The following is a 25774-nucleotide window of genomic DNA, read 5'->3' as shown; positions in this document are numbered from 1 at the left end:
AAAAAGGAATCGGGCACCTTCCTCTTCGACAAAAACACGAACCATAAATGGACAAAACATGGTTCGTGAATTTCGAGAAACTCGAGCCAAAAAATTATTCTTTTGGCTCGCAAAAATTTCACTTCTCAAACCAAAAGCAAAATTTTCCCGCGCCACGTTTTTCAGAACCACGGATCACAATCTTTTGGCACCACAAATAAAACTCTCGGAGCCATCGGTCTTTTTATCTCCGCAAGGGTGGTAAAATTCGACCGATCACAACAATGCCCTAAACCTTATTCGGCTTAGGGCACGATTGGATAGAGCTATGTTTTCTGAGAGTTTCTAAGAGCTTATTTCAGGCGGAATCTGACTGGTTGGGCTACGCTCGTACGCACTGTCTTGCCTTTCTGTTTGCCGGGATTCCACTTCGGCATGGCCGAAATCACCCTTATGGCTTCTGCGTCCAATTCGGGTGCTACGCTTTTTTCTATTTGTATGTTAGTCAGTCTGCCGTCTTTTTCGACAACAAACGAGACCACGACTTTACCTTCGATGCCGTTCTTTGCAGATTGCTCCGGATATTTTAAGTTCTTACTCAGAAAGTGCATCAGCTTGGATATTCCCCCGGGGAAAGATGGTGGAGTATCTAGCTCGGAACACACAGGATCCTCGTCCTGCTGCAGGGAGATGTCAGGAGCATCAGACAAGGGGGCGGGATCGCTCGCAACGGTTGCTACTACTTCCCGGACTTCGGATACGGCATTGCCCGCCCACAGCCATTTACCGCTCAGAAGCATAAGGGCAGCCAACGGGAGTGCGACAAGATACTTGGCTCCGGCCGCACGATTGGATTTCGTTTTGTTCATCATTCTGATTCTTTCTTTTAAGTCGTTTATATTGTAAGAACTACACAGAGGTCCGGCCGCGACCTCCAGCGTAAATCCCAACAATTCATATTGATATTCGCGTCTGCTCACGCCTCTGAGGAGCACAGCCCGATCGGCCAAAAACTCCAAATTGCGCTGCATATCGCGCTTCAAAGCCCAAGCAAACGGATTGAACCAAAACAGCATGCATGCCACTTCGGCGATCAAAAGATCGACAAAGTGCGTTGCTCGGGTATGTTCTTGTTCATGGATAAGAACATTTCTCACAGAAGGGTATGACCGCAGATCGGTCGGAAGATAAATACGCCCACAGAAGCTGAACGGCATCCTTACACGAGGAGCAAAGTAAACGGGTACACCCTCTATCTCCGCCCGTTCGGCACCGCAAATAAGACACAGGAGGGAACGGAGGCGAATACCGAAACGAATCAGCAGTACGCCTATGCCAAGTAACCAAGCCAAGAACAGGCCCCGAAGGAGAGGCGAGACAGCAGGAATAGCATCCGCCCCCGCCGTTCTGACCAAAGCCTCGGGCAATACGATCTCGATGGAACGGAGTATCTCCATCCCGACCGACCTGTTTTGGATAAATAAGCTCGGCCAAGAGGGAAGGAAATAGCCCAGGAAAGGCAAGACGACTACCGAGACGAACCCTCCCAGATAGTAGGCACGACGAAGACGACAGTGGGTATTGCCATGGATCATCAGCCTCTCGAATATCCAGAAGAGAGCCAGGCCGATAGAAGCCACTGCCATATATAAAACAAGGGTGTATGTCATAGTACGTACTAATAGTTTGAATGAATCAAATCCCCTACTCGCTTTCCTCTCCTTTTTCGATCATATCGATCACTTCGCGCAGATCCTTCACGGAAATATCGCTACCGGCGGCAAAAAACTGTACCAGATGCTTATAGCTGCCCGTGAAGTAGTTGTCCACCATGCGGTGCATGGTTCGTGTAGCATACTCTTCGCGGGAGATACAGATACGATAATGGTAGGTTTTTCCCTCGCGAAAAGGTTTGATATAGTGTTTGCGTTCCAGATTTTTGAATACCGACGCAAGGGTCGTGTAAGGAGGTTTAGGCTCCGGCACTTCGGCCAGTACCTGACGAATGTTGCATGTCCCCAGTTGCCAGATGATATTCATCGTATCTTCCTCTATCGTAGTCAGTCGTTCGATCTCTTTCGGCATACTTTTTTTTTGCTAATGTATTGTTACATTGCAAACTTACGAATTATTCGTAAGAATACAAGCCTTTTCTACGAAAATTTCGCAGATTTATTTATCGAGCAAGGAAAAGCATGGCTATCGCAACGAAAGCCAGCAGGGAAAGAGCCTTTGCCGTACGGACAAGAAGCGCGTTCAACGCCGTACCCTCCTCTCGAAGAAGACGGCGGTAATTGGTCATGAAAAAAGCAAGATAAAGCAGCAGAAGCAGCAAACCACCGGCCGAAAAGAAAGGATAAAGCACCATCATGGAAAGCAGACCGCAGGCGAGATAGAGTTTCGGACCGAGGTCGCGTCCTTTCTTTACGAGGATCGTACGCTTGCCACTCTTGCGGTCTTCTTCATAGTCCCGATAGTTGTTCACGATGAGGATATTGACTCCGGCAAATCCCATCGCCGCGCCCAAATGCCAAAGATCGGAGGGGAAACTTTCGGCCTGAACGTAATAGGTGAAGAGGACAGGGATCAGACCGAAAAAAATGAAGACTGCGATTTCGCCCAACCCATGATAGGCCAAAGGATAAGGACCGGCACTATACGACAAAGCTCCAATGGCTACAACGACTCCCACGACCAGCAACCACCAGTTGCTAATGGCGCAAAGCAGAAAACCGCTAAGGCCGAGCAGAAAAAGAAAAGAGAAAAGAGCTGCGAGAACCTGTCGCTCCGACAACCAACCTTTGGAGATCCCACTTTCAAAGCCTACACGCTGATCGGTATCCGCACCCTTCTTATAATCGAACCAATCGTTGGCTATATTGCTGACCGTTTGGGCAGACACCGCTACGATCAAAGCCAAAGCGGCCTGTGGCCAGCGAAAATTGCCGTCAGCTATAGCATAAGCAATGGCTACAACGACAGGACTGACAGATGCCGGCAGGGTATGAGGCCGTGGCAAAGCGAGCCAAGCTTTGAGACGCGGGGGTGATCCGTTATTGCTCATCTGAGAAAAGACTTCCCGGTAGCGGACGCATATTATAGGAAGAAGCCATCACGGCTCCATATGCTCCGGCCGAACGAATAGCCAGATAATCGCCGCGTTTGAGTTCGGGCATGAGCAATTCACGCTCGAATACATCGCTGGATTCGCAGATAGGGCCGACAACATCGTATTTCTCTGTCAGAGCCGCTGAGGGAGAAGTCGCACGCATCGTCCATTCTCCGGGTTGCACCAACCGGATTTGGTGATGCGCCTCATACAAAGCCGGACGGACGAGGTCGGTCATACCGGCATCCACTATGGCAAACTTTTTTGCCTTTCCTTCTTTGATGTACAGCACTTGAGTAATCAGACTGCCGCATTGTGCCACCACCGAACGCCCGGGTTCGATATGCAGCCGAGCCTCACCGGTCTCTATCATCCGTCGATACCGCTCGATATAAGTGGCAAAATCAGGTATCGGTTCGGCCTCCGGCTCGTCATAATTGATACCAAGCCCGCCTCCCATATCTATAATGTCAGGGGAATAGCCGGCCGTACGGAAAGAAGCAAGGATGCGATTGGTCTTTTCGCATAGCTCCTCAAAAACCTTGGCTGACCGTATCTGCGATCCAATATGGAAGTGCAATCCTCTCCATACCAGCGATCCGGACTGTAAAAGGTGGGGCATCAGTGCAAACGCATCTTCGGGCAAAAGACCGAATTTGTTTTCTGCCAATCCTGTCGTTATATGGCTGTGCGTATGCGCATCGACCTCCGGATTGAGCCGAAGCAATATCGGAGCGATGTCGTTCTTCGATCCGGCCAATCGTTCGATGTTCAGCAATTCGGGCACACTCTCTACTACGAAAGCACCTATCCGCGCCTCTAAAGCAAGCAAAATCTCTTCATCGCTTTTGCCTACTCCGGCAAAAAAAATATCGGAAGCGGGAAAGCCTGCCTCGATAGCCGCTTCTATCTCCCATCCGCTCACACAGTCCGCCCCGAAGCCGGCAGCACCAATCGTCTGCAAAATACGAGGATGATTGTTCGCCTTGAGCGCATAGTGAATGGCAACATCGTGCCTTCCTGCACTCCGGGCGAGCGCGGAAAGCGTCCTCTCCAAGAGTGTCAGATCATAAAAATAGAAAGGTGTTTTCATTGAAAGCTTCTATTTGATCCTCAAGGCTTTGCCCGGAGTCAAAATTTTACTCTTGCCAATGCCATTGGTAGCACAGAGTTTCTGAACAGAAGTGCCGTGCCTTTTGGCTATTGTTTCCAAAGTATCGCCTTTTTTGATTCTATAGGTCATAGGAGAAGAAGCTTGTCTGTCTTTCTTCCCTTTTTTTGCATAGCGAGAAGAAGCCTTAGAGGCTTTGGCATAGCGAGAATTACTCCCTCGTTTGAATGTGTAGATGTCTCGGAGCGGCACTCCGTTATCGAAGTCGATAATGGTGTTCGGATTGATGGGAATACCCATGAAGCGGGTCTCGAAGTGAAGATGAGGGCCAGTGCTTCGACCCGTACTGCCTCCTAATCCGATAGGTTGTCCTGCTCGAACGATCTGGTTTTCGTCTACCAATTGGCGACTCATGTGTCCGTACACAGTCTCCAATCCGTTCGGATGGCGCAAAACTATGTAGTAGCCATAGCCACGCGCTTCATAGCTGCGTACACGAACTTTCCCGTCAAAGGCTGCTCGTATCGTATCGCCACGATTCACTGAAAGATCAATACCATAGTGCATCCGTCCGAAACGCCGACGGTAGCCAAATTGAGAGGTGACCTGCTTATCTTCGACGGGCATCACGAACGAAGAGCAATCAATGTCATAGGAGTTCGGAATTTCGACATCGGTTCCTGCACCCACGAAAGGGTTTACATACTCGCTCCAAGAATCTTCACCATATAAATCTATGGCAGGGTAATTGAGTGCTTCCATCGCCAGCCGATTTTCATATTCGGCTTTTCTTACCTCTTTTTCGGAAGAAATCTTGTTGCGGAACTCCAGCCGATCTGCAATCATGTTGCTAATGTACCGTACAGAGTCTGAGGGCTTTGTACGTTCGGTCTTTGCTTTGCTGTTCACTTGGGTATTGCGCACATTTCTGACGGGGGTCACAGCCTTCGTAGCAGAAATGAAGCACAGCGAACAGCAAAGCAGAAGGATCGATTTTTTCGACATATTTCTGTTCCTGTTTTAAAATAAGATTAAGCAGTCGGCTCTACGTTGAAAGGTCGTGGAAAACAACGCTCCCGAGTCTGCCCTTGAAAAAATTCGCTCCAAAGGTGTAATAAAAAATCCGAATAACCATGCATTTGGTAAGTTATTTTCGTTCTTTGCACACATATTGCCTTCGAGTGCAGGGGGTGGTTTGCCTTGTGGATCAATTCTTTTTGTGCCCAATATGTAATGTCTCATTGGCAAAAAATGTACTTCAAAGACTTCTGATCAAAAAAGGATGCCGTCGGATTCTTTATGATTTGGGAAAGTGTAAACCGATCTGAGCCACTCGGTAGAATTATCCTCCACGGTTTATTTTTAACTTTGTTCGGAAATAGCCTCTGAAAAAACGAATGGATATTGTAAGTATGGCCGATAAAGCTCTTGTAGTGGAGATGAGAGATGTGACGCTCTGTCAGGAGGAAAACGTCATTTTTCAAAATTTGAATCTGACCCTTTCTGCTGGAGACTTCGTCTATCTGATAGGCTCAGTGGGATCGGGGAAGAGCACTTTGCTGAAGGCTTTGTATGCTGAGGTGCCTATCTCTGCCGGTTATGCCCGCGTGATAGATTATGATCTGGCGAAGTTGAAACGGAAGCAGTTGCCCTATCTGCGCAGGAATTTGGGCATTGTGTTTCAGGATTTCCAGTTGCTGAACGGACGTACTGTTGCGGAGAATTTGGATTTCGTTTTGCGAGCTACGGACTGGAAGAACCGAGCCGATCGCGAGCAGCGTATCGAGGAGGTTTTGACCCGTGTGGGAATGTCTCGGAAGGCTTATAAGAGACCGCACGAACTGTCCGGAGGGGAGCAGCAACGTGTGGGTATAGCCAGAGCTTTGCTGGCGAAGCCTGCGTTGATCCTGGCCGACGAACCCACAGGCAACCTCGATTCGGAGACCGGATTGCAGATTGCTTCTCTGCTCTACGAAATCAGTAAGCAGGGCACTGCAGTACTTATGAGCACGCACAACAGCAGCCTGCTGTCGCATCTGCCGGCACGGACATTGGCCGTTCGTAAGAATGGCGATGCCTCCTCTTTGGTCGAGCTGAGTGCAGATGCTGTTTCAAGAAAAAATACGGAAATAGATTAGCACGATAAGATCAGGAATTGAAAGTTCTCAAATTTGGCGGTACGTCTGTAGGAGATGCTGAGCGTATCCGCAGTGTTGCCCGACTGATTACTTCGGTAAAAGGAAGAAAAATTATAGTCCTTTCGGCTATGGCCGGAACGACCAATTCGCTTGTCGAAATAGCCTCACACCTTGTCAAACGCAATGTGGCACAGGCCAAAGAGGTGGTGCAGGTGTTGCGAGAGAAATATCATCGCGAAATAAATGCTCTATACAAACGTCCGGATACCTTGAGCGCAGCCAAGAAGGCCGTCGACTCCCTCCTCGACTCTCTGGGTCATATGTGCGACGTGGAGGGCTTCACACTCTTCGAAGAAAAGCGTGTGCTGATCCTCGGCGAGCTGATGAGCACGACCATGATGCAGATCTATTTGCAGGAGATGGGTGCAGTGGTAGCCATGCTGCCGGCTTTGGAGTATATGCGTACCGACAAGAATGCAGAGCCGGACAAAAACTATATCCGGAAGCATCTCTTGCCGATGATTGAGGCTCATCCGGATGAGGATATGCTATTCCTGACGGAGGGTTACATTTGTCGGAATGCCTTCGGAGAGATCGACAATCTCCAACGTGGCGGCAGCGACTACACGGCCTCTCTGATCGGAGCAGCACTGAATGCTGATGAGATTCAGATATGGACGGATATCGACGGCATGCACAACAATGATCCTCGTGTCGTAGACGTTACGGCACCCGTTCGCCGTCTCCATTTTGAAGAAGCTGCGGAACTGGCACACTTCGGAGCCAAAATCCTCCATCCGACCTGTATCAAGCCGGCCAAGGAGAAGAATATTCCGGTACGTTTACTCAATACGATGGATCCCGATGCACCCGGGACGCTGATTTCACTGGATACCGAAAAGGATTGTATCAAGGCCGTTGCTGCCAAGGATGGCATTACGGTTATCAAGGTAAAGAGCAGCAACAAACTCCTTTCATGGCACTTTATGCGCAAGCTCTTCGAGATATTCGAGTTCTACCAGGAGCCTGTGGATATGGTCGCTACGAGCGAAGTGGGCGTTTCCCTGACCATCGACAATGACAAGAATCTGCCCGATATTGTTCGTGCCTTGTCCGACATCGGAGATGTGACGGTCGATAAGGATATGGTCATCATCTGTATCGTAGGCGATATGGAGTGGGACAATGTGGGCTTCGAGGCTCGTATCATCAATGCGCTCAAAGGAGTGCCGGTTCGGATGATTTCATACGGCGGGAGTAACTACAACGTTTCGGTACTCGTCAAGGCGGAAGACAAGAAAAAAGCGCTGATAGCATTGAGCAACAAGCTCTTTAATTCACGTGCGACAAAAGCCTAAGGCTTCCCATGCCACTTCTTATTTTTTCTGTGAAAATCTATCCTCAAGGTTCAAGAAAAGGCAAAATAGCGTAAATGAATTGTGAGTCAGTCAGTTCTGATTTTTAAGCCATTTGTCCGAAAACCGTCAAAAGACAGGCTTATGTCTACTTCGGACAGAGCAGCGTTACCAAAACATTACCACCTCCTTTGCAGGTGAGGATTGGGAAAAGCGGTAACGAACAGCACAAAATCCGACCTGAACTTCGGGGATTACCTCCTGCAAAGGTATGTCGATGAAAAGAAACAGGCAAATAAATTGCGGATTGTTTCTTTACCATTGAACGACAATATTTTGCATAGCAACAAATAACCTGACAATGAATAGTTTTGTAAACCGTAAAAAGTCAGAGTTATGCGTAGTACGTTTAAGGTTCTGTTCTACCTCAAAAAGAACGCTCCCAAGAAGAACGGTTCCGTTCCCGTGATGTGTCGTATCACCATTGACGGCACCATTGCCCAGTTCAGTTGCAAATGCGATATCCATCCTGATTTGTGGGACATCAAGAGCAATAGAGCTTCGGGAAAAAGTGCCGTTGCGTTGGAAACCAACCGTTTTTTGGACAAGATACGTGTCGGCATCAATGCCAAATACAAGGAGATAGCCGAGCGGGATAACTATGTCACTGCCGAGAAAGTGAAGAACGCTTTCTTGGGCTTGGAAATGCGGCATGAAACCTTGCTGAAAGTCTTTGCCCAGCACAATGAGGACTTTTTCAAACAGGTCGATGCAGGCTTGCGATGCCCATCCACCTACCACAAGTATTGCACGGTCTATAAGCATCTGGAGGAGTTCATCAAGAACCGCTACCGTGTCAGCGACATTGCTTTGAAAGAACTCACTCCGGCTTTCATTACCGACTTTGACATCTTCCTGCGCACCGAAAAGCAATGCTGTAACAACACGGTATGGATTTACATGATGCCCCTGCGCCGTATGATTACCATTGCCCAGAATCACGGATGGATAGTTCGTGACCCGTTCGTGGATTACAGCATATCCGCCGAGAGTACCGACAGGGACTATCTGACCAAGGATGAAATCCGCCAATTATTGGATTTGAAATTCCGACGCAAGTCAATGGAACTTGCTCGGGATTTGTATGTTTTCTGTTGCTTTACAGGCTTGTCCTTTACAGATATGAAGAACCTGACCAAAGACAACCTTCAAACTTCCTTTGATGGGAAACTCTGGATTATGACCAAGCGACAAAAGACGGGTGTGGAGTCCAATATCATGCTCTTGGATATTCCGAAGCAGATTATCGAGAAATACGATGGCATGGCAAAGGAAAACTTTCTTCTACCCGTTCCACAGTATATAACCGCTTGCAAGAACATCAAGAAAATCATCGGGCTATGTGGCATTGAAAAGGAGATTACGTGGCATACCAGCCGCCACACTATGGCGACGGAAATCTGTCTGACCAACGGCGTTCCCATCGAAACCCTTTCCAAGATGCTCGGACATACGAACATCCGCACCACGCAGATTTATGCCAAAATCACCCACGAAAAGGAAAGTCGGGACATGGCGGCACTTTCCGATAAACTGAGTAAGATAGAGCAGTTCAATGGGATTACTATATAATAAGGAGAAGAGCTATGAAAAGAGAAATTATAACCATTGGACAGAAGGGAAAAGTACATATCCCGACGGCTACTCCCGTTTGGATGTCGGCTTGCGAAATAGCCTCCTTGTTCGGCGTATTCTCCAGCAAGGTAAACAGCCACATCAAGTCTATCTTCAAAGAGGGCTTGCTCAGGGAAGATGAGGTAATGCAAACGCTATTGTTTAGGGATGGTTCGGTGGATTTATACAACCTTGAAATGATTACGATGCTGTCATTTCGCTTTGCTTCTCCACAGGCAAAGAGTTTCCGTCAATGGATAATCGGAAGACTGACCGAAAAGAAGAGAACAAGTCCTCCATTACTTGTGTGTTATGGCAAAGGAGGATGGTACAACTGAATATGAGAACAGGCAGTAAGAAAAATGTTTCTTACTGCCTGTTTCTCCGTCAAGGCTTCTCAAACCGAGGACGGTAATTCTCCTGCAACAGCTTTTCCACATCTTCTTCCCGGTAGAGTACTTTTCCGCCTAACTTGACAAAGGAGATTCTTCCCATGTTGCGATAATCCTGTAACGTGCGCCGGTTGATATGCAACAGGCGGGACAGTTCATCGTCCGTCAGATAGCGATGCCCGTTAAGCAGAGGTCTGTTCTTTTTCCGCAGGACATCTATCCCCTTTATCATACGGTCGCTCGCGTTGAGAAAGTGCGCAATCTCTTCGTTGTTCTTGGTCTTTACATCGTTGTCCATATTTTGCATCGGTTTTAGTGGTGATACTATTCATTGGTCATAAAGCGGAGGATTGTTCGAGCAGTTTCCCGACATCCTCCGGCTTGTAGAACATCTTATACCCTATTTGCGTATAGGGCAGCATCCGGTTGCTGCGGTAAGTTTGCAGGGTACGCAAACTGATGTTCAGGATTTGGCAGACATCCTGATTGTCCAGCCACCTGCCCATACGCTTTTCGTCACACTCCCGACACAGGGCATCGACTTTGGCGGTCAAAATGCGGAAACACTCCATCATGGCTTCATACGTTTTCTTCTCGATTGTTATTACTTCCATATTCTTGTCCGTTTTAATGTTACACTTTGTGCAAATGTACTTACGGAGGAAGCATTCTAAACCAGCATTTCCTTTACTGCGTACTTGTGGCTTCAATATGGATGCTTTTGTCGTATGCTTTTGGAATCAGACAGAAAAATCTCTATTCAGTACATATTTAGCATACAATCCGGACGGTTTTAACTCCCGAACTTTGCAGCATAATCAAATTCAAAGCGTCATGGATGTCATAACAATCGAAAGCAAAGCCTACCACGAACTGATGGGCAAAATAGAGAAAATCCTCCGGTATGTGGAGAAAGAGGAAAAGGCAAAGATAGAGTATGAGAACCGCCTTGTTACCAATGATGAGTTAGCCGAGATCCTCGGTATCAGCAAACGTACCCTCCAGCGTATGCGCAGTGCGGACAGAATCAACTACAAGATGATTTATGGGCGTTGCTACTACTACCTGCACGACATTGAGGAGGCGATACGTAACAGAAGCCTCTATTGTAACCCGAAAAATATGGAAGAGCTACGACACAATTTCAAACTCAAAAGCAGGAGGATTAAGGATGGAACTATTGGATAGAGAGACCTTTCTTGAATGGATGGAACGCATTATGACGCGTTTCGATGACTTGAAACAAACGACTGCCGACATACCCCAACGTCCGATGATAGATGGAGAACCTCTGCTGGATAACCAAGAGGTCTGCCTGATGCTCCAAATCAGCAAGCGTACCCTGCAACGTTATCGGGCATCGGGTACGCTTCCTTTCCACATCGTTTACCACAAGACGTGGTATTTGGAATCGGAAATCCTTACCTTTATGAAAGCCCATTTTACGGAGAATCTCAAACGAAAAAGGAAAAGACCTCCCAAAGACACGTAATTTCGGATTATACTCAACAGCAAAGCCCCCGTTTTGTCGTAATGACAAGTCGTTTTTGTATTAAAGAAGATTTTACTTCCAAAAATTAGGCACATCAGAAATAATTCGCTATTTTTGTAGCAGAATATACGATACTCGTGCTTTTTACGAAGATGAAATTGAATAGAATAAAAGACGTTCTTGGAGAAAAGGGAATATCTCAAAAATGGCTGGCAGAGAAGCTCAATAAAAGTTTCAGCACAGTGAATGCATATGTCTGCAATCGACAGCAGCCTTCTCTTGAGATGCTATATCGGATTTCCGCAGTGTTGCAAGTAAAGGCAAGAGACCTTTTAGTTGATAATGACTATAAACAGATATAATGCAGAAGAATTCGGAACACATATACCGTTCTCTTTTCGAGGATGATTACCTTGTCAGAACGTTGAACAGTAGTATTACCAGTCAAGCTGACATTGCATTGACAGAACTTGTTGCAAATGCTTGGGATGCAGGAGCGACAAAAGTAAGTGTCTTTATTCCTGACGAATATGGAGATCTCCTCGTAATAGAAGATAATGGCAATGGTCTAACAGCAGAAGAATTTCAAGAACGTTGGATGACATTGGGATATAACAAATTATTACGTCAAGGAAAACAGGTTTTATTTCCGGATAATAAGAAAAGAAGCCCTCGTATAGCTTATGGTCGCAATGGTATCGGAAGACATAGCCTCTTATGCTTTAATGACGAATATCATGTTATTACTTCAAAAAATGGGAAAGAACTTTCTCTTACTGTATCGACTAAAGTACAAGGACAAGCTATCTCTGTCACTAACCAAAATATTTCTCCATCTTCAAAGCATGGCACAAGGCTAGAAGTTCAAGTTGATAGAAATCTTCCCAATGTTGATAAAATCAGAGAAATAATCTCTTCTCGTTTCCTGCATGATCCCGAATTCATAATAGAGGTAAATAAAAAGCAACTCTCTTTAGACCAATTAGATGGTTTATTGGATACAACAGAATTGAAAACATCTGATGGATACAGCATTACCGCGAATTTTATAGATTCAAAGAAATCTTCTCGCAAAAGCATCTATCAAGGAATTGCTTTTTGGGAAAGTGGTCGTTTAATAGGTATTCCGTCATGGGGATTAGGAACGATTTTCTATTTAGACGGTCGAACAGCCCTTGCAAAAAGGTATACTATCGTTATACAGAGTAATGAATTAGCAGAATTAGTTAAAGAGGATTGGAGTGGCTTCAAAAATAAAAAAGAAACAGAGAATTTATATCAAACTGTTTCGGAGTATGTGAATATAATGTTTGAACAAACGGCAAAAGCTAATTTAGAAGAAACAAAGGCTATTGTAAAACAGGAATTGGCAGCCAAATTGAAAGATGCCTCTCCATTAGCCCAGTATGAGGTAGATGAGATTATAGAGAATATCTCGATAAATTCTCCGACAGCAACTAAAGAAACAATATCTATTGCCGTTGAAGCTGTATTAAATTTAGAATCATCGAAAAATGGACAGGAGCTTTTAATGAAGCTCTCTCAACTTACGGAAGAAGATATTACCGGTCTTAATACGATACTCAATAAGTGGTCTGTAAAGGATGCCCTCACCGTATTGAGTGAAATTGATAGACGCCTATCCATTATTGAAGCAATAAGAAAACTTTCTAAAGAAAAGGACACGGATGAATTACATGTTTTGCATCCTCTTGTAACCGAATCCCGATGGCTCTTCGGTCCCGAATATGACACCCCAGAATATACCTCTAACAGGCAACTTCAGACTGTAATGAGAAGCCTGTTCAAAATGGATGTTCAGAATGAAGTCGGGATAAAAACAAATAGAAGACCAGACCTTGTCGTTTTAGCTGATAGTACTTCTCTTTCCATGACAGGTGTAGAAGAGTTTGGTGATAATGAGCTAGCTACAATAACCAAAGTTCTGATAGTTGAATTAAAACGAGGAGGCTTTGAAATAACAAGTAAAGAAAGAAATCAAGCTACTGACTATGTAGACAGTTTGATTGCATTGGGAATTAATACTGCAAAAATAACAGCTTTTGTCGTAGGAGATAAAGTGGCAAAAGGGTTACAACGTCAGTATCGTGCAGGTTCTAAAGATGAAGGAAGCATCTTCTTGACAGACTTTGATCAACTTGTTGACACTGCTGAGAAACGAATGTTTGGACTTAGGAATAAATTAGCTGCAATGTATGATGATATTCCCGGAATGACTTTATATCAACAATCCAAATTGAAGTTGTTTTGAAATGGTATAAATTCTAAAAGGACGAATTACAACAATATGTAGTTCGTCCTTTTGTTTTATATCTTCGGTCTGACAACGAACACCTTTTCTGCCAGAGACGGCGGCAGTCCGTCCATAGAGGGCTGTGTAGCGGAGATACTCTGCCCGCTGCTTTCCAACGGTCTGTCGGTTTGAGCCGCAGAGGTGCTGACGGAGGGGGCGGCGACAGTCGGCTCAATCGGACGTGACCGTTCCAATTCTTCCGCCTTTCTTTCGCCATCCTGCATCATTTCCACTTCCTCTTGCGTACTCTCCGACTGCTCAATGGGCTTTAGAGAGAGCTGTATTTTTCGGTCAAGGGCAGCAAGTTCCGTTTTGAGGTCTTTGAGCTGCTCTTCCTTCTTCCAAGATCCGTTCACGACCTCTTGCAAAACAGGAATATCCTTGGCTATCTTTTCCGTGTCCGCCTTAAACTTCTCAATCAAGCCGGGTATCTTCTCCAAGGCGTTCAGGAAATTCATACTGGCGAGTTGCGGGTCTGCCGCAATCCTGCCGTTGTTGTAGCTGTACTTCATTCCACTTTCTCCCATCACGAAGAACTTGTTCTGTGAAAGGTCGAAAAGGTCTTTGGAGGAGGATTCCGTCTTGACCACAAGATTAAACCCGTAGAGCGTTCCGATATTGAAATACTCTCCCCGTGTGCAGGCTTTCTCGTTGATTTCCGCGAGCTTGGCGGCAATGCGTTTCGGGGCGCTTCCTTCTTCCCCTTTGAGCGTTATCGGGTTGAGGATGTTACCCTCCTTGTCTTTCTGCACACGGCTTTGGTACAAATCCCAGTCACTTTGGAAACGGGCAATCAGTTCCTTGTTTCCGTCCACCGTCCGTACAACTTCGTCCAATCGGCTTCGGGAGGATGACTTACTGCGAATGAACGCCTGCCGTTCACTGTCCAAGCCGGCAATCTTCTTTTCCAATTTTGCCTTTTCCAGCAGGTCGGTATTTCCTGAGAGGATGGCGACATACTCGGAAAAATTCATTCCCGACTTCTCGTCCATACTCCCCTCATCAATGGTACGGCTGCCCATACGGTTGTTTTTAAGTTGTTCAATGAAAAGTTGCTTGTTGTGCAGCAAATTGAATTTATAACTGTCAAGCGATTTTTCCACCGCATAGATGATAACATCCACCTTATTGTCTGCATAGAGTTTGGCTATCTCATTTCCCTTACGCACGGCTCGTCCATCCCTTTGCTCTAAGTCAGAAGGACGCCACGGTGTGTCCAAATGATGGATAGCGACAGCACGCTTCTGGGCGTTCACACCCGTACCGAGCATACTCGTAGAACCGAAAAGCACTCGAATTGAACCTTCATTCATTCCCGCGATGAGCGTCTTTCGTGCCTTGTCGGTCTTGGCTTCCTGAATGAAGCGTATCTCCTGAGCGGGGATACCGTGGTCTTCCACCAACTTTCTCTTGATTTCCGAGTAGGGATTCCATTCTCCGGGCTTGTAGGTACCGAGGTCACTGAACACGAACTGCGTTCCTTTCTGCTCATTGAACTTCCGGTAGTACTCCGCAATCTTGGCGGCACAGTGGGAAGCCTTGTTATCCACATGATCTCCGTACTTGTCGGGGTCAATGAGCCTCAGATCCAAGCTCATCTTCCTTGCCATATCAGTGGCTATGAGCATCTTGGCTTTCTCTTCCCTTTCGGAGAGCGGTGCGCGTCCGAGCAACTCCGCATTGCCCGTCTTGGCAAACTCCACCAATTTGGCGATGAACTCCTCCTGTTCGGGTGTAGGCGGTATGTTGTGCATAATCTCATTCTTTTCGGGGCGGTCTATGCCGATGTCCTTTGCCGTCCGATAATCGGTGATTTGAGCGTAGAACGCCGCCAACTCCGGCACCTTGATGAAATAACGGAAACGCTCCTTCTGTACAATCTCATTGGTAACAGAAAACTCATAGTCCACCGACTTCTTGGCGAAGATGGCAGCCCACGCGTCAAAGGTCTTGATGTTCTGTGCTTCAAGGGCTTGGGGACGCAGATACTTAAACAGCAAGTACAACTCCGTGAGTGAGTTCGATATGGTCGTCCCCGAAAGGAAGGTGGCTCCCAAGTCTTTCCCCGTCCGCTCCTGAATGGTTCGGATGGCAAAGAGCATATTCAAGGCTCTTTGGCTGCCCTCGCTGTTGCCCAATCCTGCCACTCTGTCGTGGCGGGTGTTGAACATCAGGTTCTTGAACGTATGCGACTCGTCCACGAAAAGGTGGTCGATGCCCATCGTCTTGAAATCCACTACATCGTCCTTGCGGTTCTCTATCTTGAACTTGATTTCATCCAGCTTCGCCTGCAAGTTCATCTGCCGCTTGACAAGTCCTTTCTCCATTGCACGGGAAATACTGTGTCCCTGCTGACGCAGAACCTCCAAGTTCTCTTCCACGCTGTCTAACTCGTCCTGAAGGATTTTCTGCTGTATCTCGTCCGACTGCGGTATCATACCGAATTGGTCGTGCGTAAGGACAATGCAGTCCCAGTTGTTGTTCTTGATGTCGTGGAAAATCCGCTGCCGCTTATCGGGCGTGAAATCGTTCTTGCCCGGATAGAGCAGCTTGGCATTCGGGTAAGCCGTTTGGAAGGTCTGTGCTATCTCCTGCACGTTGGCTTTGAGAGCGAGTATCATCGGCTTGTTCGCCAAGCCGAGCCGCTTCATCTCATAAGCTGCGGTACACATGATAAGCGTCTTTCCTGCCCCCACCTGATGGTCGCAGATCCCTCCTCCATTGAGTTTGAGCATCCACACGGCATCTTTCTGACTATCGTACAGGCTTTCGATGCCCAAGCCTTTCAGGTTGAGGTCGGGGAATGTCTGATGGGAACCATCATACTGGGGACGCACAAAACAATTGAAAGTGTCATTGTAGAGTTTCTCCAACCGCTGCTTGAACTCATCGCTTTGCTCGTTCAGCCAATCGGTGAAGCCGTTTCGTATCTCATCGATTTTAGCGTTTGCCATCTGTATGGCTTCCGTGTCCCGTACCTTGACCTCCTTGTCGCCGACCATGATTTTCTTGGTGATGTCGGGCGTTGTATTCAGCAGGGCGTGCTTCATCAGGGCAATGCCGTCGTAGCGACGATGTTGCCCCCGTACACAGAACCTGTCCCAGATATTGGCATTGTGCATCCGTGCCTCCACAGAGTATTCGTCCGCACTTGAATTGTAGCGTATCATCACCTCCGTGTCGAAGAGGTACGAGGCATAGTCTGAGTAGAGATTTACGGGAATCCATCGCTCCCCGAAGTTGAAATCCAAGTCCACGAAGGGTATCGGTTCGGGAATGGCATCCTTCAGTGCCTGCAAGGAGGCTTGCGCCCTTGTGTCCTCCGGATGCTCCAATAGATATTGTCCGATACGCTCCGAAGCGGCAACCACATTGCCCGATATGAACTTCTCGGCGATTTCATACTCTCCCTCCAAAGGATTGTAGTAAATCCTGTCGTGCAGCTCGAAGAGCATCTCTTCTTCGGAGATGTCAGGAAGCAAAGAGAGCATATACTCGATGTCCACCGCTCCGAATTTATTGAGTGAAGCCGAGAGCGCCTCTTGGGCATTGCCCACCTCTGTCACTTCGTGCAGGCTGAAAGAAACGGGCTGATGGAAAATATCGGCTTTGAGCGTTTCTTTATCCACCTTCCGTTCCAAGAAGAGGATTTCCCTGCCACCGGCATCCATCAGGATCTGCTCGTGGTTCTTGCGGTCGTTCAAATGTCCGTACTGCCGCACGAAACGGTCGTACAGTTCATTGAGGTTCTGTCGCAGGGATTCATTCGCCACCTTGCGTTCCGCTTCATAATCATAGAGGGCGTGGTAGGCATCCCGCAGGTCTATGTAGAGCAACATTTTCTGTCGTTCTTGGAACGGGAGGTCTATGGGCTGGAACATGCGGTTGTCCTCCATATCACGGACAAGCATTCCGACCTGAAAGTCCGAAGCCAGCAAAGACCCCTCTTTGAGGTGTTCGTGCCATAAGCCCTCATAGGGACGCTGCTGCATCCCTTTCTCCTTGTCCTGTTGCCACCACAGATCGTTCGTGTCTTCCAGTCCGTGTGCCGTCTCGCCGCTTTGGGAAGCCTCGGAAAATGGGGGAGGTGAAGCGACAGGCTTCTGTTTTGTGGCAGCTTTACGTTTGGGCTTTTCTTCCGGGATAACATTGCCGAAAAGGTCGAGCAGTTGTACCTGTGGTGTGACACTGCTTCGGGCTTGCTCCACAGGCTGTTCCTCTCTCGGCTGCACCGCCTTTTGGTGCGGTTGCTCCTCTGTCGAGGCGGCAGGCGTAAGCGTTGCTTCTTCCTGCTTGACTTCGGGAGAAACGGCAACTTTGGGCTGCTCCTGAATGGAGATATGCTTTTGGTACAATGCCATATCCAAGCGTTTGGCTAAATCCGCCCGCAGGATTTTTCCCATATCGGTGGCGATGCCGTCCGCTCCGCCCTCGTGATGGAACAGGATGGCGGGCTTGCCGTAAGGGTCGGTGTCCTGCTTCCATTCGGTATGTACGATTTGTGACATACTTCGCAGATAGGTGTTGAATAATACTCCGCTGGGGCGTTTCTCGCTCTTGATGAAACGCTTTTCCTCTTCGGTAAGACTTGTCTTATTGCTCTGCTTTTGCAGGACGATAAGGTCACTACCCACTTCCGTCCCTGCATTTTCCGAGAAGAGATTATTAGGAAGGCGAACCGCCGAAATAAGGCGGGTATGGTTCATCAGCCACTCCCTTACAGGCTCGTTCGTTGGTGCGTTCATAACTCCTTGCGAGGTAATAAATGCCAACACACCACCCTCGCGGAGCATATCCACACCCTTGATGAAAAAGTAATTATGCAGGGACATGCGGGCGACCTTTCGGGCAGGTTCGTCCGTCTTGCTGAAAACAGGGTCGAAGACGGCCACATCTCCGAAAGGAATGTTGCTGCTGACCACATCGAAATAACCTCCGAGCTTGGATTCGATTTCCTCGAAACCTCGGATGCGTATCTTGTCTTCGGGATGCAGAGCGGAGAGCATCTGTCCCGTAAGGATGTCTTTCTCGAAACCGAAAGTTGTATGTCCTTCGGCTGCAATGCCGTCAAAAGAGCGGATGAACTCGCCCATTCCTGCCGAAGGGTCAAGGATGCGTTGGGGGACGATGCCTGCCTCCCGTAAGGAAGCGGCAATCTCCCGTACTACGGGTGCAGGAGTATAGAAAGCGGTCATCACGGAGTTCTTCAGGCTCTGCATATAGTTCTTGTATTGCGATTCGGAGGTGGTGTTATCCCGAATGGTGCGATGCAGTTCCATCACCAAGGGGAATAGCTCCAACTCCGACTTGTTCCATCGGGCGATGTCCTCCATCGTGTTTGCAGGAGAAAGAATACACTTCAATGCGCCGAAGCCCGTATAAGCCCGCAACACCTCCATTTCCTCCTCCGTTGCCGTGCGTTGTTCCCGATGCAGGGCAAAGATGGTCTTTATGGCTTCTATGTTCGCCCTTAGATGCTCCTTCTTGTTATAGTATGCCATCTTCTTCCAGTTTTAGTTGGACAAAACCCGTAATCTCCGTATAGAGGGAGTTGTATTCGGGCATATAGGCGAACTCGTCCGAAATAGGATACTTGGCGAAGATGCTTTCTAAGAGCGGGCGCAGGCGGATGGCGGTCTCCCTGACAGCTTCAAGCGGCACTTCAGCAGAGAACTCGTTCCAAAGAACGGAAGAGATGGTATCGTGGCGGGAAAAGTGCAGACCCGCATAGAGCGTATTGTTAGCGATGCCAATACATTCGGCTATGGGAAGTCCGGCATTGAAGGCTTCGGCATAGGCTTCGGAAGCACCTGCCGCACGTTCTTTGACAAAAGGGATGTCATCGGCTTTTTCGGGATGGCTTTCCCGAAGAAAAGCGAGCAGGGAAAGCTCGTAGTATGAAAAATGAATGGCTGTCATTTTGAATGATTTTAGTGAGGTATATAATGCAAAGGCACTCGACGTCCCCGCCGAGTGCCACCACTAAAATCCGCAGTAAAAACAAGATGATTGTTTATGACCGCATCATTCAGTGGCAAAATTAGCAATTTACGGGGATTTACCTTCGGGATTTGCCCGGTTTCTTGCGTTCGGGGAAGACAAAGACCGTCTTGAACTCTCCGTCCAAGGAGAGAGAAGCCTCGAAGCTCTTGCCCGCTTTGGAGGTGAAGCCCTTGATGATACCTGTCTCCCCGTTCACCGCCAATTGCGTCAGTTGCTCGTCCGTGAGGTTTTTGCCTGCCACGCTACGGAAAAGCGTCAGCCCGCAATTGGGATCGGAACATTTGGCACATCGGGGATAGAAGACCAGTGTTCCTTTACCGCATTTGGGGCAATGGATGTCGCTCTGTTTCTTGGGGAAGAGGATTTTGGAAGAGAGCAGTTCGTCGGTAATCTGTGTGGCATAGCTTTCGATGCCCTTGCGGAAGTCCCGCTCTTTCAATTCTCCCCGTTCGATTTTCGCCAAGTCCGCTTCCCACTGTCCGGTCATCTCGGCATTACCGATTTTCATTTCCCTAACGATGGAATAGACGGCAAGTCCTTTCTCAGTAGGGACGAGCGACTTCTTTTGGCGCACCATGTACTCGCGTGCAAAGAGAGTTTCGATGATGGCGGCACGGGTAGCGGGCGTGCCGATACCGCAATCCTTGAACTGCGCACGCAATTCTTCGTCCTCCAACTCTTTGCCCGCCGTCTCCATCGCTGCCAACAGCGAACTTTCCGTGTGCAGGGGCTTGGGCTTGGTCGTTCCTTGTGCCAGCGAACAGGCACAGAGCGGAAGCTGTCCGCCTTCCTCCCATTGGGGAATGATGATGCCTTCTCCATTCTCCCGACTTTCCCGTTCTTCGGCTTCCGCCTGCTCCTTGTCTTTTTTCCTGCTGTTTTTGAGGATGGAACGCCATCCCTCTTCCTTGATGATTTCACCTTTGAGAATAAACTTCACCTCCTCGCAGACGGCAGTAACCGTACTGATATCCTTCACGCAACGGGCGGAGAAGGCTTCGAGCATACGTCCGGCTATCATATCGTAGATGACCGCCTCGTCTCCAAACACGTCTATCGGCTTCTTGCCCGTGATGAGAAGGGCATGGTGGTCGGTCACTTTCTTGCCGTCCACCGAATGCGCATTAAGTTCGGTCAGTCGGCGGGCATGGACACCCCAGACGGGATGGTCGTGCAAAAAGGCTATCATAGCAGGAATTTCGGCAAAGACATCTTCGGGAACATATCGGCTGCCTGTTCGTGGATAGGTGATGTATGCCTTTTCGTAGAGTCTCTGTGCCAAGGAAAGGGTCTGTTCCGCCGAATAGCCGAACCGGCTGTTCGCTTCTTTCTGCAAGGTGGTCAAATCATACAGAAGCGGTGGCTCTTGTCTGGCCTCCTTGCGTACAATCGTTTCCACGGTGGCATAAGGAGCCTGTTTGAGTTTATCATACAAGGCGGTGGCTTCTGTCTTATCAAACCAGCGGTCGGCGGAGGAGAAACGGAAACTCTCATCCCCCTCCTTTACGGCAAGGCTGAGTTGCCAGAATGGCTGCGGCTCGAACTTCTTATGCTCCAAGAAACGGGAGCAGACCATACAGAGGGTCGGAGTCTGTACCCTGCCCAAGGAGTAAGTGCCTCTTCCTGCCGCAATGGATATGGCTTGGGTGGCATTGATGCCCACTAACCAGTCGGCTTCGCTGCGGGCACGGGCGGCATAATAGAGATTGTCATACGCCGCTCCGTTCTGCAGACGGGCAAGCCCCTCTTTGATGGCTTTGTCCGTCAAGGAACTGATCCATAGTCGCTCAAAAGGTTTGGCAATGCCGAGATACTCGTATATGAACCTGAAGACCAACTCACCTTCCCTTCCTGCATCGGTGGCTACGATAATGCCCTCTGCCGCTTTGAAGAGTTTTTCAATGACTTTGAGCTGGGCAACGGCACTCGGGTCTGCCTTGTAGCCTTTACCGCTCCTGACTTGGCGGGGAATAAGGGTAAAGACGGGAGGAAGAATCGGCAGGTTCTCTTTGTGGAAACCTTTGATGCCGTAAACTTCGGGCATGGCTGCCGTTATCAGGTGCCCCAATGCCCACGTGACGGCATAGCCGCCTCCTTCGATATAACCATTCTTCTTGTTGGTTGCCCGAACGACACGGGCGATTTCACGAGCTACGCTCGGCTTTTCTGCTATGATGACTTTCATTTGTTCTTACTTTTTGGATATTAGTGGTGGCGGATTACATTTTCATTCCCTTGGAACGCTTTTTCTCTTCTTGCTTTTGTTCCTGCCCCGTGGTAGGCTCTGTCTGTCCCTGCTTGAGCGGCTCCTTCACATGCTTGGTAGCTTCGTTGGTCTTGCCTTCGGAATTGACGGCGACTTGCGTGCGGGAAGCATTGTCTGGAGTAACTTCTTTGGCTTGGGATTTGTCGGGATTCCATTTGAGGAAGTCGAACTTGTTTTTCTCGAAGTTCGGACGTACATAGGCATTGAAAGGCTCTCCCTTCTTGTCGATAAGCCCGGTCATATAGACCGTCTGACCTGCTTTGAGTTTCGCTTGCTCTTCGGGAGAGATGTAACGTCCCAACATCTTCTTAGGGACACGCAGTTCTTTCTGCTCCGTTTGTTCCTGTCCTTCGGGAGCTTGTCTTTGGCGTTGTTCCTGCTTGGAAGAGCCGAAACGAAATTCAATCGACCGCTTGTCGGCATTGAATTGAAGGTTGGCATTGAAGTGCTTTCCCGTTTTGGATGTCATTCCCTCCACGTAGATACTCTTGCCTTCCGACAACTCCTTTTTCTGCTCATCGCTCAGCTTCACGCCCTTGATTTCATCGGGGATGCGTACCCGGTCGGCACTCAGGGCGATGATGTCGTTGGTCAGGCGGTCGATGCTTACGAAACTGCGGGTCGGCTCATCTTTGCCGGGGAAGGTCAGCTCCACGGTGCGACCGAGATTGCCCGTTTCTCTGAGGGCTTTCTTGTCCTCGTCGGTGAAGGTATGCCCGAAGAACTCGCGCTCCAATTGCGGCTCCTTGCGGATGGCGTGGACGACGGGGATAAACATACCGTCTCCGGAGGCTTTCAGGGAAAGACGGGCATCGGTGTAGAGGGAAACTTCCCCGATTTTGATACTGATGGGAACAAGTGGAGTCTTTCTGTATTGAAGCAGGTCATCAAGATGCTTGCCCTTTTCGAGACTCTCACGGCTTACGCCCATCTGCTCGAACTGCTCCCACTTCACCTTGTCGGGATCAATACCTTGAAACGGCTGTTTCTGCTCCCCTGCATAGTCCGAAGGATTGACACGGGCGGAATCCAGCATCTCTTTATTGGAGGGGACTTCCGGAGCTTTGAGCATCTCGGAGAGAACCCGTGCGCTGGCAACGGCACTCTCAAAGGGGACTTTGAAGAAGTTCAGCGGTGTGGGATGCTTGAACTGACGCATGAAGTTGGAGAGGAAGTTTTCCAAAGCATTGCTGTGCTTGTCGAACTTCAGGAAGCTCTGTTCATGCTCGGCGGTGGGCGGAACGGTTTTCAGTCCGCCTTTCTCGTCCGTACCTGTGACGACTTTGAGATTCTCGTCTTTCTGATCCTTGACCAAAAGGACTTCTTGGTCTTTGATTTTTTCGTCCATATTATAATGTATTTAATGGCACCAACAGCGGTGCACGGACAAAAGTAAACCAAAGAAACCGTGTGCGTTATAGGTTATAAATAACTGCGTACTTGTGGCGTCGATATGGATAGAAGTGGCAAAAAAGAGGTATGGTTCTTGAGCCATACCTCCATATTATCAGTTCTCTTTTTAATCGTATTGATGTGTAGTTCGAGTTAAAAGATACTTTATAATTCATTATTCTGCATTATTATGATTAACTTTGTAGGTCTGATAATCAAAAAACAATACCCGAAAGATATATGTCTCGGTTACCCATCCATAGAAGTTCACAACTCTCAGATTTCGGAGTCTATCTGAAGACCGTCATCTCTCGGACATCGGCATCTTCAGACAGATACGCCTTTTCTCATACCGACGATTATTATTTCTTTGGCTTCATAGAGGGTGGGCAATGCTGTCTGAATATTGATTTCGAGGAATACACTTTCGGGAAAGGAAGTCTGGCTATCATTCTACCCGGGCAGGTGCATCGTATCATCGACGCTTCCAATCTTTCTGCAAAATTTCTGGTTATCGACTCGGTATTGGTGGATAAGGAGGAAAAACGAACGCTTGAGAGATACGGTCGCCCTCAAATACAACTATCCGACATATCGGAACAGAAACTATTATTATCACTTCTTGACTGCAAACTGAGTGGCATGGAAAATCCATCTGCCAAAGCAGTCGTTCAGCGACTGACCACCGTCATTGTAGGGTTAGTCGTGGAGAACATTGTAAATGCAACGATAGCTCAATCCAAATTGCAGGGGACAGTGACCAGACACAAGGAAATAGTATGGGAATTTCGGGATTTGTTGGAAAGCAATATCCGAAGCAAACGTTCGCCATCATTCTATGCCGGGCGGCTGAACATTACCGTTGCCTACCTGAATGAAGCTGTAAATTCTGTTCTGGGGACAAGTGTGAGCCACTATATCCAAAACGAGATTATTTTGTTGGCTAAACGTCAATTGGTCTATACTACAGATTCCATCAAAGAGATTGCACATAGTTTAGGCTTTAACGATTACTCCTACTTCACACGGCTGTTTACCAAGGTTGCAGGCGTTTCTCCCACGCTCTTCAGAAGGACTTACCACGAATAGTGCTATCATTACCATTGTCCGTCTATTGTGACAGCTTGTATCCCACCGTACCTTTGCAGCGAACTTTATTCACTTAAAAAGATACGGATTATAAGGATGAACAACGCTGTGAATATTTTGCGAGAAGGAAGTATGATGAAAGCCCTGACAAAATTGGGGATACCTATTGTCATCGCAATGCTGATTATGGCAATATACAATGTGGTAGATACTTTTTGGGTTGCACGTCTTGGAACTCTTCCTGTCGCCGCTGTATCGGTTGTTTTCCCTATATCGTTGTTATTTCTTGGGATAGGACTGATGTTCGGTGTCGGAGGTGGAGTGTATATATCCCGTCTGTTGGGAGCGAAACAGGTTGTCAAGGCAAGTCAGGTCGCTTCCGTCTCAGTGATTACCTCTGTGATGTTGGCAGCTCTCATTGCCCTTGTGTGCAATGCGTTCCTGCCGGACATCCTACTTTTCATGGGAGCAAACGAGGAGATGATAAGTTTGGCAGAATCCTACGGCAGGCTTTTTATCATCAGTTGTGTCATAGGGACATTGAATGTGTCCATGTCCAATATCATTGTTTCACAAGGTGCGTCGAAGACATCTGCGTCGGCAATGATCATCGGGTCTATCGTTAATGTTGCATTAGACCCCTTGTTTATATACACTTTCAATTGGGGTGTGGAAGGTGCTGCATGGGCAACTATTCTTTCAAGAATCATCACGACAGCTATTTACATCCGTTTCCTTACGAAAGCAGAGGTAAAAGTATCTCTTGCCTTGTTCGCTCCCACGATAAGAATATACGCAGACATCATTAAGATTGGTATCTCTATGCTCTTTTTGCAACTACTCCAGACCCTTTCCATCAGTTTGTTGCAGAAAGCTGCTGTGAAATATGGGGCAGAGGCTGTTGCGGCTGTGGGTATCGTCCTGAAAATCGTCACATTGGGAACAAACGTGGTCTTCGGATTTGTAAAAGGACTCCAACCTATGGCAGGCTATAACTACGGGGCAGGCAATTTTCAAAGATTAAGGGAAGCGGTGTGCTGTTCTCTGATACTCACAACCTCGTTTTGTGTGCTCTGGAGTATTCTTATAGTCATTTTTACCTCTCCTATCATCAGTTGTTTCGGTAAAGACGAAACAATGCAGGAAATAGCAAGAATTGCGCTTAGAGCCAATACGATTATGTTCTTCACTTTCGGATTCCAATTTGTGTATTCCACACTATATATGGCAATCGGAAGAGCAAGGCAAAGTCTTCTGCTAAACATCGGACGGCAAGGTTTGTTTTTTATCCCTATAATATTGCTGCTTCCATCGTATTGGGAACTAAATGGAGTGCTTTATGCACAGCCTATTGCCGACGTCTTTGCAACTTTAATGACACTGTTCTTTGCTGTCCGAATTCATAAGGAGATAGGTCATAAATCACATCTCACAACAGAGAATCTGCAATGTTGAACCAT

The 25774-nt window shown here is 47.8% G+C and carries 22 protein-coding genes; 11 read left to right on the top strand and 11 right to left on the bottom strand.

The window, feature by feature from the left end:
- Positions 1–102 precede the first annotated feature (102 nt).
- On the top strand, positions 103–288 hold the full coding sequence (locus PGN_RS12220) for a DUF1661 domain-containing protein (protein WP_158298203.1): 186 nt from the start codon (positions 103–105) through the stop codon (positions 286–288).
- 44 nt (positions 289–332) lie between these two features.
- Here the strand turns inward: PGN_RS12220 and PGN_RS00485 are convergent, their stop codons facing one another.
- The 5 genes from PGN_RS00485 to PGN_RS00465 form a co-directional block, all read right to left on the bottom strand.
- Positions 333–1649, bottom strand: coding sequence for a M56 family metallopeptidase (locus PGN_RS00485; protein WP_012457245.1), 1317 nt, complete (start codon positions 1647–1649; stop codon positions 333–335).
- A gap of 34 nt (positions 1650–1683) precedes the next feature.
- Positions 1684–2064, bottom strand: coding sequence for a BlaI/MecI/CopY family transcriptional regulator (locus tag PGN_RS00480; protein WP_012457244.1), 381 nt, complete (start codon positions 2062–2064; stop codon positions 1684–1686).
- A gap of 91 nt (positions 2065–2155) precedes the next feature.
- Entirely contained in the window at positions 2156–3043 is an 888-nt protein-coding gene (gene menA, locus PGN_RS00475) for a 1,4-dihydroxy-2-naphthoate octaprenyltransferase (protein ID WP_012457243.1), read from the bottom strand.
- Positions 3033–4181 (bottom strand): diaminopimelate decarboxylase, encoded by a 1149-nt coding sequence (gene lysA, locus PGN_RS00470; RefSeq protein WP_012457242.1) that lies wholly within the window; start codon positions 4179–4181, stop codon positions 3033–3035. The genes menA and lysA overlap by 11 nt, the downstream gene beginning before the upstream one ends.
- Positions 4182–4190: 9 nt before the next feature.
- Positions 4191–5204: a M23 family metallopeptidase gene (locus PGN_RS00465; protein WP_012457241.1), complete on the bottom strand. Its 1014-nt coding sequence runs from the start codon at positions 5202–5204 to the stop codon at positions 4191–4193.
- Positions 5205–5596: 392 nt separating this feature from the next.
- Between PGN_RS00465 and PGN_RS00460 the strand changes: the two genes are divergently transcribed.
- The 4 genes from PGN_RS00460 to PGN_RS00445 all read left to right on the top strand — a co-directional run bounded on the left by PGN_RS00460 (position 5597) and on the right by PGN_RS00445 (position 9704).
- Entirely contained in the window at positions 5597–6337 is a 741-nt protein-coding gene (locus PGN_RS00460) for a cell division ATP-binding protein FtsE (RefSeq protein ID WP_012457239.1), read from the top strand.
- Between the two features lie 17 nt (positions 6338–6354).
- Positions 6355–7695 (top strand): aspartate kinase, encoded by a 1341-nt coding sequence (locus PGN_RS00455; RefSeq protein WP_012457238.1) that lies wholly within the window; start codon positions 6355–6357, stop codon positions 7693–7695.
- 393 nt (positions 7696–8088) lie between these two features.
- Positions 8089–9324, top strand: coding sequence for a site-specific integrase (locus tag PGN_RS00450; RefSeq protein WP_012457236.1), 1236 nt, complete (start codon positions 8089–8091; stop codon positions 9322–9324).
- A gap of 14 nt (positions 9325–9338) precedes the next feature.
- Positions 9339–9704: a hypothetical protein gene (locus PGN_RS00445; protein ID WP_012457235.1), complete on the top strand. Its 366-nt coding sequence runs from the start codon at positions 9339–9341 to the stop codon at positions 9702–9704.
- 49 nt (positions 9705–9753) lie between these two features.
- On the opposite strand, the gene PGN_RS00440 is transcribed toward PGN_RS00445, so the two are convergent.
- Positions 9754–10056, bottom strand: a complete 303-nt coding sequence (locus tag PGN_RS00440; protein WP_004366620.1) for a helix-turn-helix domain-containing protein — start codon at positions 10054–10056, stop codon at positions 9754–9756.
- Positions 10057–10093: 37 nt separating this feature from the next.
- Positions 10094–10372: a helix-turn-helix domain-containing protein gene (locus PGN_RS00435; protein ID WP_004585710.1), complete on the bottom strand. Its 279-nt coding sequence runs from the start codon at positions 10370–10372 to the stop codon at positions 10094–10096.
- A 220-nt stretch (positions 10373–10592) separates the two neighbouring features.
- Here PGN_RS00435 and PGN_RS00430 point away from each other — a divergent pair, with 220 nt between their 5' ends.
- From PGN_RS00430 to PGN_RS00415, 4 genes are all read left to right on the top strand, one after another.
- Positions 10593–10946 carry a helix-turn-helix domain-containing protein gene (locus PGN_RS00430; protein WP_012457233.1) on the top strand — a complete coding sequence of 118 codons (354 nt, stop codon included), beginning with the start codon at positions 10593–10595 and terminating at the stop codon, positions 10944–10946.
- Positions 10930–11250 (top strand): helix-turn-helix domain-containing protein, encoded by a 321-nt coding sequence (locus tag PGN_RS00425; protein ID WP_012457232.1) that lies wholly within the window; start codon positions 10930–10932, stop codon positions 11248–11250. The genes PGN_RS00430 and PGN_RS00425 overlap by 17 nt, the downstream gene beginning before the upstream one ends.
- A 152-nt stretch (positions 11251–11402) precedes the next feature.
- Positions 11403–11612 (top strand): helix-turn-helix transcriptional regulator, encoded by a 210-nt coding sequence (locus tag PGN_RS00420; protein WP_009347177.1) that lies wholly within the window; start codon positions 11403–11405, stop codon positions 11610–11612.
- Between the two features lie 62 nt (positions 11613–11674).
- Positions 11675–13522 (top strand): ATP-binding protein, encoded by a 1848-nt coding sequence (locus PGN_RS00415; protein WP_230846997.1) that lies wholly within the window; start codon positions 11675–11677, stop codon positions 13520–13522.
- A gap of 56 nt (positions 13523–13578) precedes the next feature.
- Here the strand turns inward: PGN_RS00415 and PGN_RS00410 are convergent, their stop codons facing one another.
- The 4 genes from PGN_RS00410 to PGN_RS00395 form a co-directional block, all read right to left on the bottom strand.
- On the bottom strand, positions 13579–19065 hold the full coding sequence (locus PGN_RS00410; RefSeq protein ID WP_012457230.1) for a helicase-related protein: 5487 nt from the start codon (positions 19063–19065) through the stop codon (positions 13579–13581).
- Positions 19052–19483 (bottom strand): DUF1896 family protein, encoded by a 432-nt coding sequence (locus PGN_RS00405; protein ID WP_012457229.1) that lies wholly within the window; start codon positions 19481–19483, stop codon positions 19052–19054. Before PGN_RS00405 ends, PGN_RS00410 begins: the two co-directional genes overlap by 14 nt.
- A 139-nt stretch (positions 19484–19622) precedes the next feature.
- Positions 19623–21752, bottom strand: coding sequence for a type IA DNA topoisomerase (locus PGN_RS00400; protein WP_012457228.1), 2130 nt, complete (start codon positions 21750–21752; stop codon positions 19623–19625).
- Between the two features lie 34 nt (positions 21753–21786).
- Positions 21787–23181 (bottom strand): DUF3945 domain-containing protein, encoded by a 1395-nt coding sequence (locus PGN_RS00395; RefSeq protein WP_012457227.1) that lies wholly within the window; start codon positions 23179–23181, stop codon positions 21787–21789.
- A gap of 284 nt (positions 23182–23465) precedes the next feature.
- Here PGN_RS00395 and PGN_RS00390 point away from each other — a divergent pair, with 284 nt between their 5' ends.
- Together PGN_RS00390 and PGN_RS00385 are read left to right on the top strand one after the other, a co-directional pair.
- Complete coding sequence (locus tag PGN_RS00390) at positions 23466–24314, top strand: AraC family transcriptional regulator (protein WP_012457226.1); 849 nt, start codon at positions 23466–23468, stop codon at positions 24312–24314.
- 96 nt (positions 24315–24410) lie between these two features.
- Complete coding sequence (locus tag PGN_RS00385; protein ID WP_012457225.1) at positions 24411–25769, top strand: MATE family efflux transporter; 1359 nt, start codon at positions 24411–24413, stop codon at positions 25767–25769.
- The last annotated feature ends 5 nt before the right edge of the window (positions 25770–25774 follow it).

It is taken from the genome of Porphyromonas gingivalis ATCC 33277 (assembly GCF_000010505.1).
Classification (GTDB): Bacteria; Bacteroidota; Bacteroidia; order Bacteroidales; family Porphyromonadaceae; genus Porphyromonas; species Porphyromonas gingivalis.
Note: the sequence above shows the minus strand (reverse complement) of the source record. Positions and strands in the feature narration are given on the sequence as shown.

Excerpts from the sequence above, each read along its gene's own strand:
- PGN_RS00395 (WP_012457227.1), bottom strand. The coding sequence starts at position 23,181 with ATGGACGAAAAAATCAAAGACCAAGAAGTCCTTTTGGTCAAGGATCAG.
- PGN_RS00400 (WP_012457228.1), bottom strand. The coding sequence starts at position 21,752 with ATGAAAGTCATCATAGCAGAAAAGCCGAGCGTAGCTCGTGAAATCGCC.
- PGN_RS00485 (WP_012457245.1), bottom strand. The coding sequence starts at position 1,649 with ATGACATACACCCTTGTTTTATATATGGCAGTGGCTTCTATCGGCCTG.
- PGN_RS00405 (WP_012457229.1), bottom strand. The coding sequence starts at position 19,483 with ATGACAGCCATTCATTTTTCATACTACGAGCTTTCCCTGCTCGCTTTT.
- PGN_RS00450 (WP_012457236.1), top strand. The coding sequence starts at position 8,089 with ATGCGTAGTACGTTTAAGGTTCTGTTCTACCTCAAAAAGAACGCTCCC.
- PGN_RS00435 (WP_004585710.1), bottom strand. The coding sequence starts at position 10,372 with ATGGAAGTAATAACAATCGAGAAGAAAACGTATGAAGCCATGATGGAG.
- lysA (WP_012457242.1), bottom strand. The coding sequence starts at position 4,181 with ATGAAAACACCTTTCTATTTTTATGATCTGACACTCTTGGAGAGGACG.
- menA (WP_012457243.1), bottom strand. The coding sequence starts at position 3,043 with ATGAGCAATAACGGATCACCCCCGCGTCTCAAAGCTTGGCTCGCTTTG.
- PGN_RS00445 (WP_012457235.1), top strand. The coding sequence starts at position 9,339 with ATGAAAAGAGAAATTATAACCATTGGACAGAAGGGAAAAGTACATATC.
- PGN_RS00430 (WP_012457233.1), top strand. The coding sequence starts at position 10,593 with ATGGATGTCATAACAATCGAAAGCAAAGCCTACCACGAACTGATGGGC.
- PGN_RS00460 (WP_012457239.1), top strand. The coding sequence starts at position 5,597 with ATGGATATTGTAAGTATGGCCGATAAAGCTCTTGTAGTGGAGATGAGA.
- PGN_RS00465 (WP_012457241.1), bottom strand. The coding sequence starts at position 5,204 with ATGTCGAAAAAATCGATCCTTCTGCTTTGCTGTTCGCTGTGCTTCATT.
- PGN_RS00420 (WP_009347177.1), top strand. The coding sequence starts at position 11,403 with ATGAAATTGAATAGAATAAAAGACGTTCTTGGAGAAAAGGGAATATCT.
- PGN_RS00385 (WP_012457225.1), top strand. The coding sequence starts at position 24,411 with ATGAACAACGCTGTGAATATTTTGCGAGAAGGAAGTATGATGAAAGCC.
- PGN_RS00440 (WP_004366620.1), bottom strand. The coding sequence starts at position 10,056 with ATGGACAACGATGTAAAGACCAAGAACAACGAAGAGATTGCGCACTTT.
- PGN_RS00410 (WP_012457230.1), bottom strand. The coding sequence starts at position 19,065 with ATGGCATACTATAACAAGAAGGAGCATCTAAGGGCGAACATAGAAGCC.
- PGN_RS00390 (WP_012457226.1), top strand. The coding sequence starts at position 23,466 with ATGTCTCGGTTACCCATCCATAGAAGTTCACAACTCTCAGATTTCGGA.
- PGN_RS00480 (WP_012457244.1), bottom strand. The coding sequence starts at position 2,064 with ATGCCGAAAGAGATCGAACGACTGACTACGATAGAGGAAGATACGATG.
- PGN_RS00425 (WP_012457232.1), top strand. The coding sequence starts at position 10,930 with ATGGAACTATTGGATAGAGAGACCTTTCTTGAATGGATGGAACGCATT.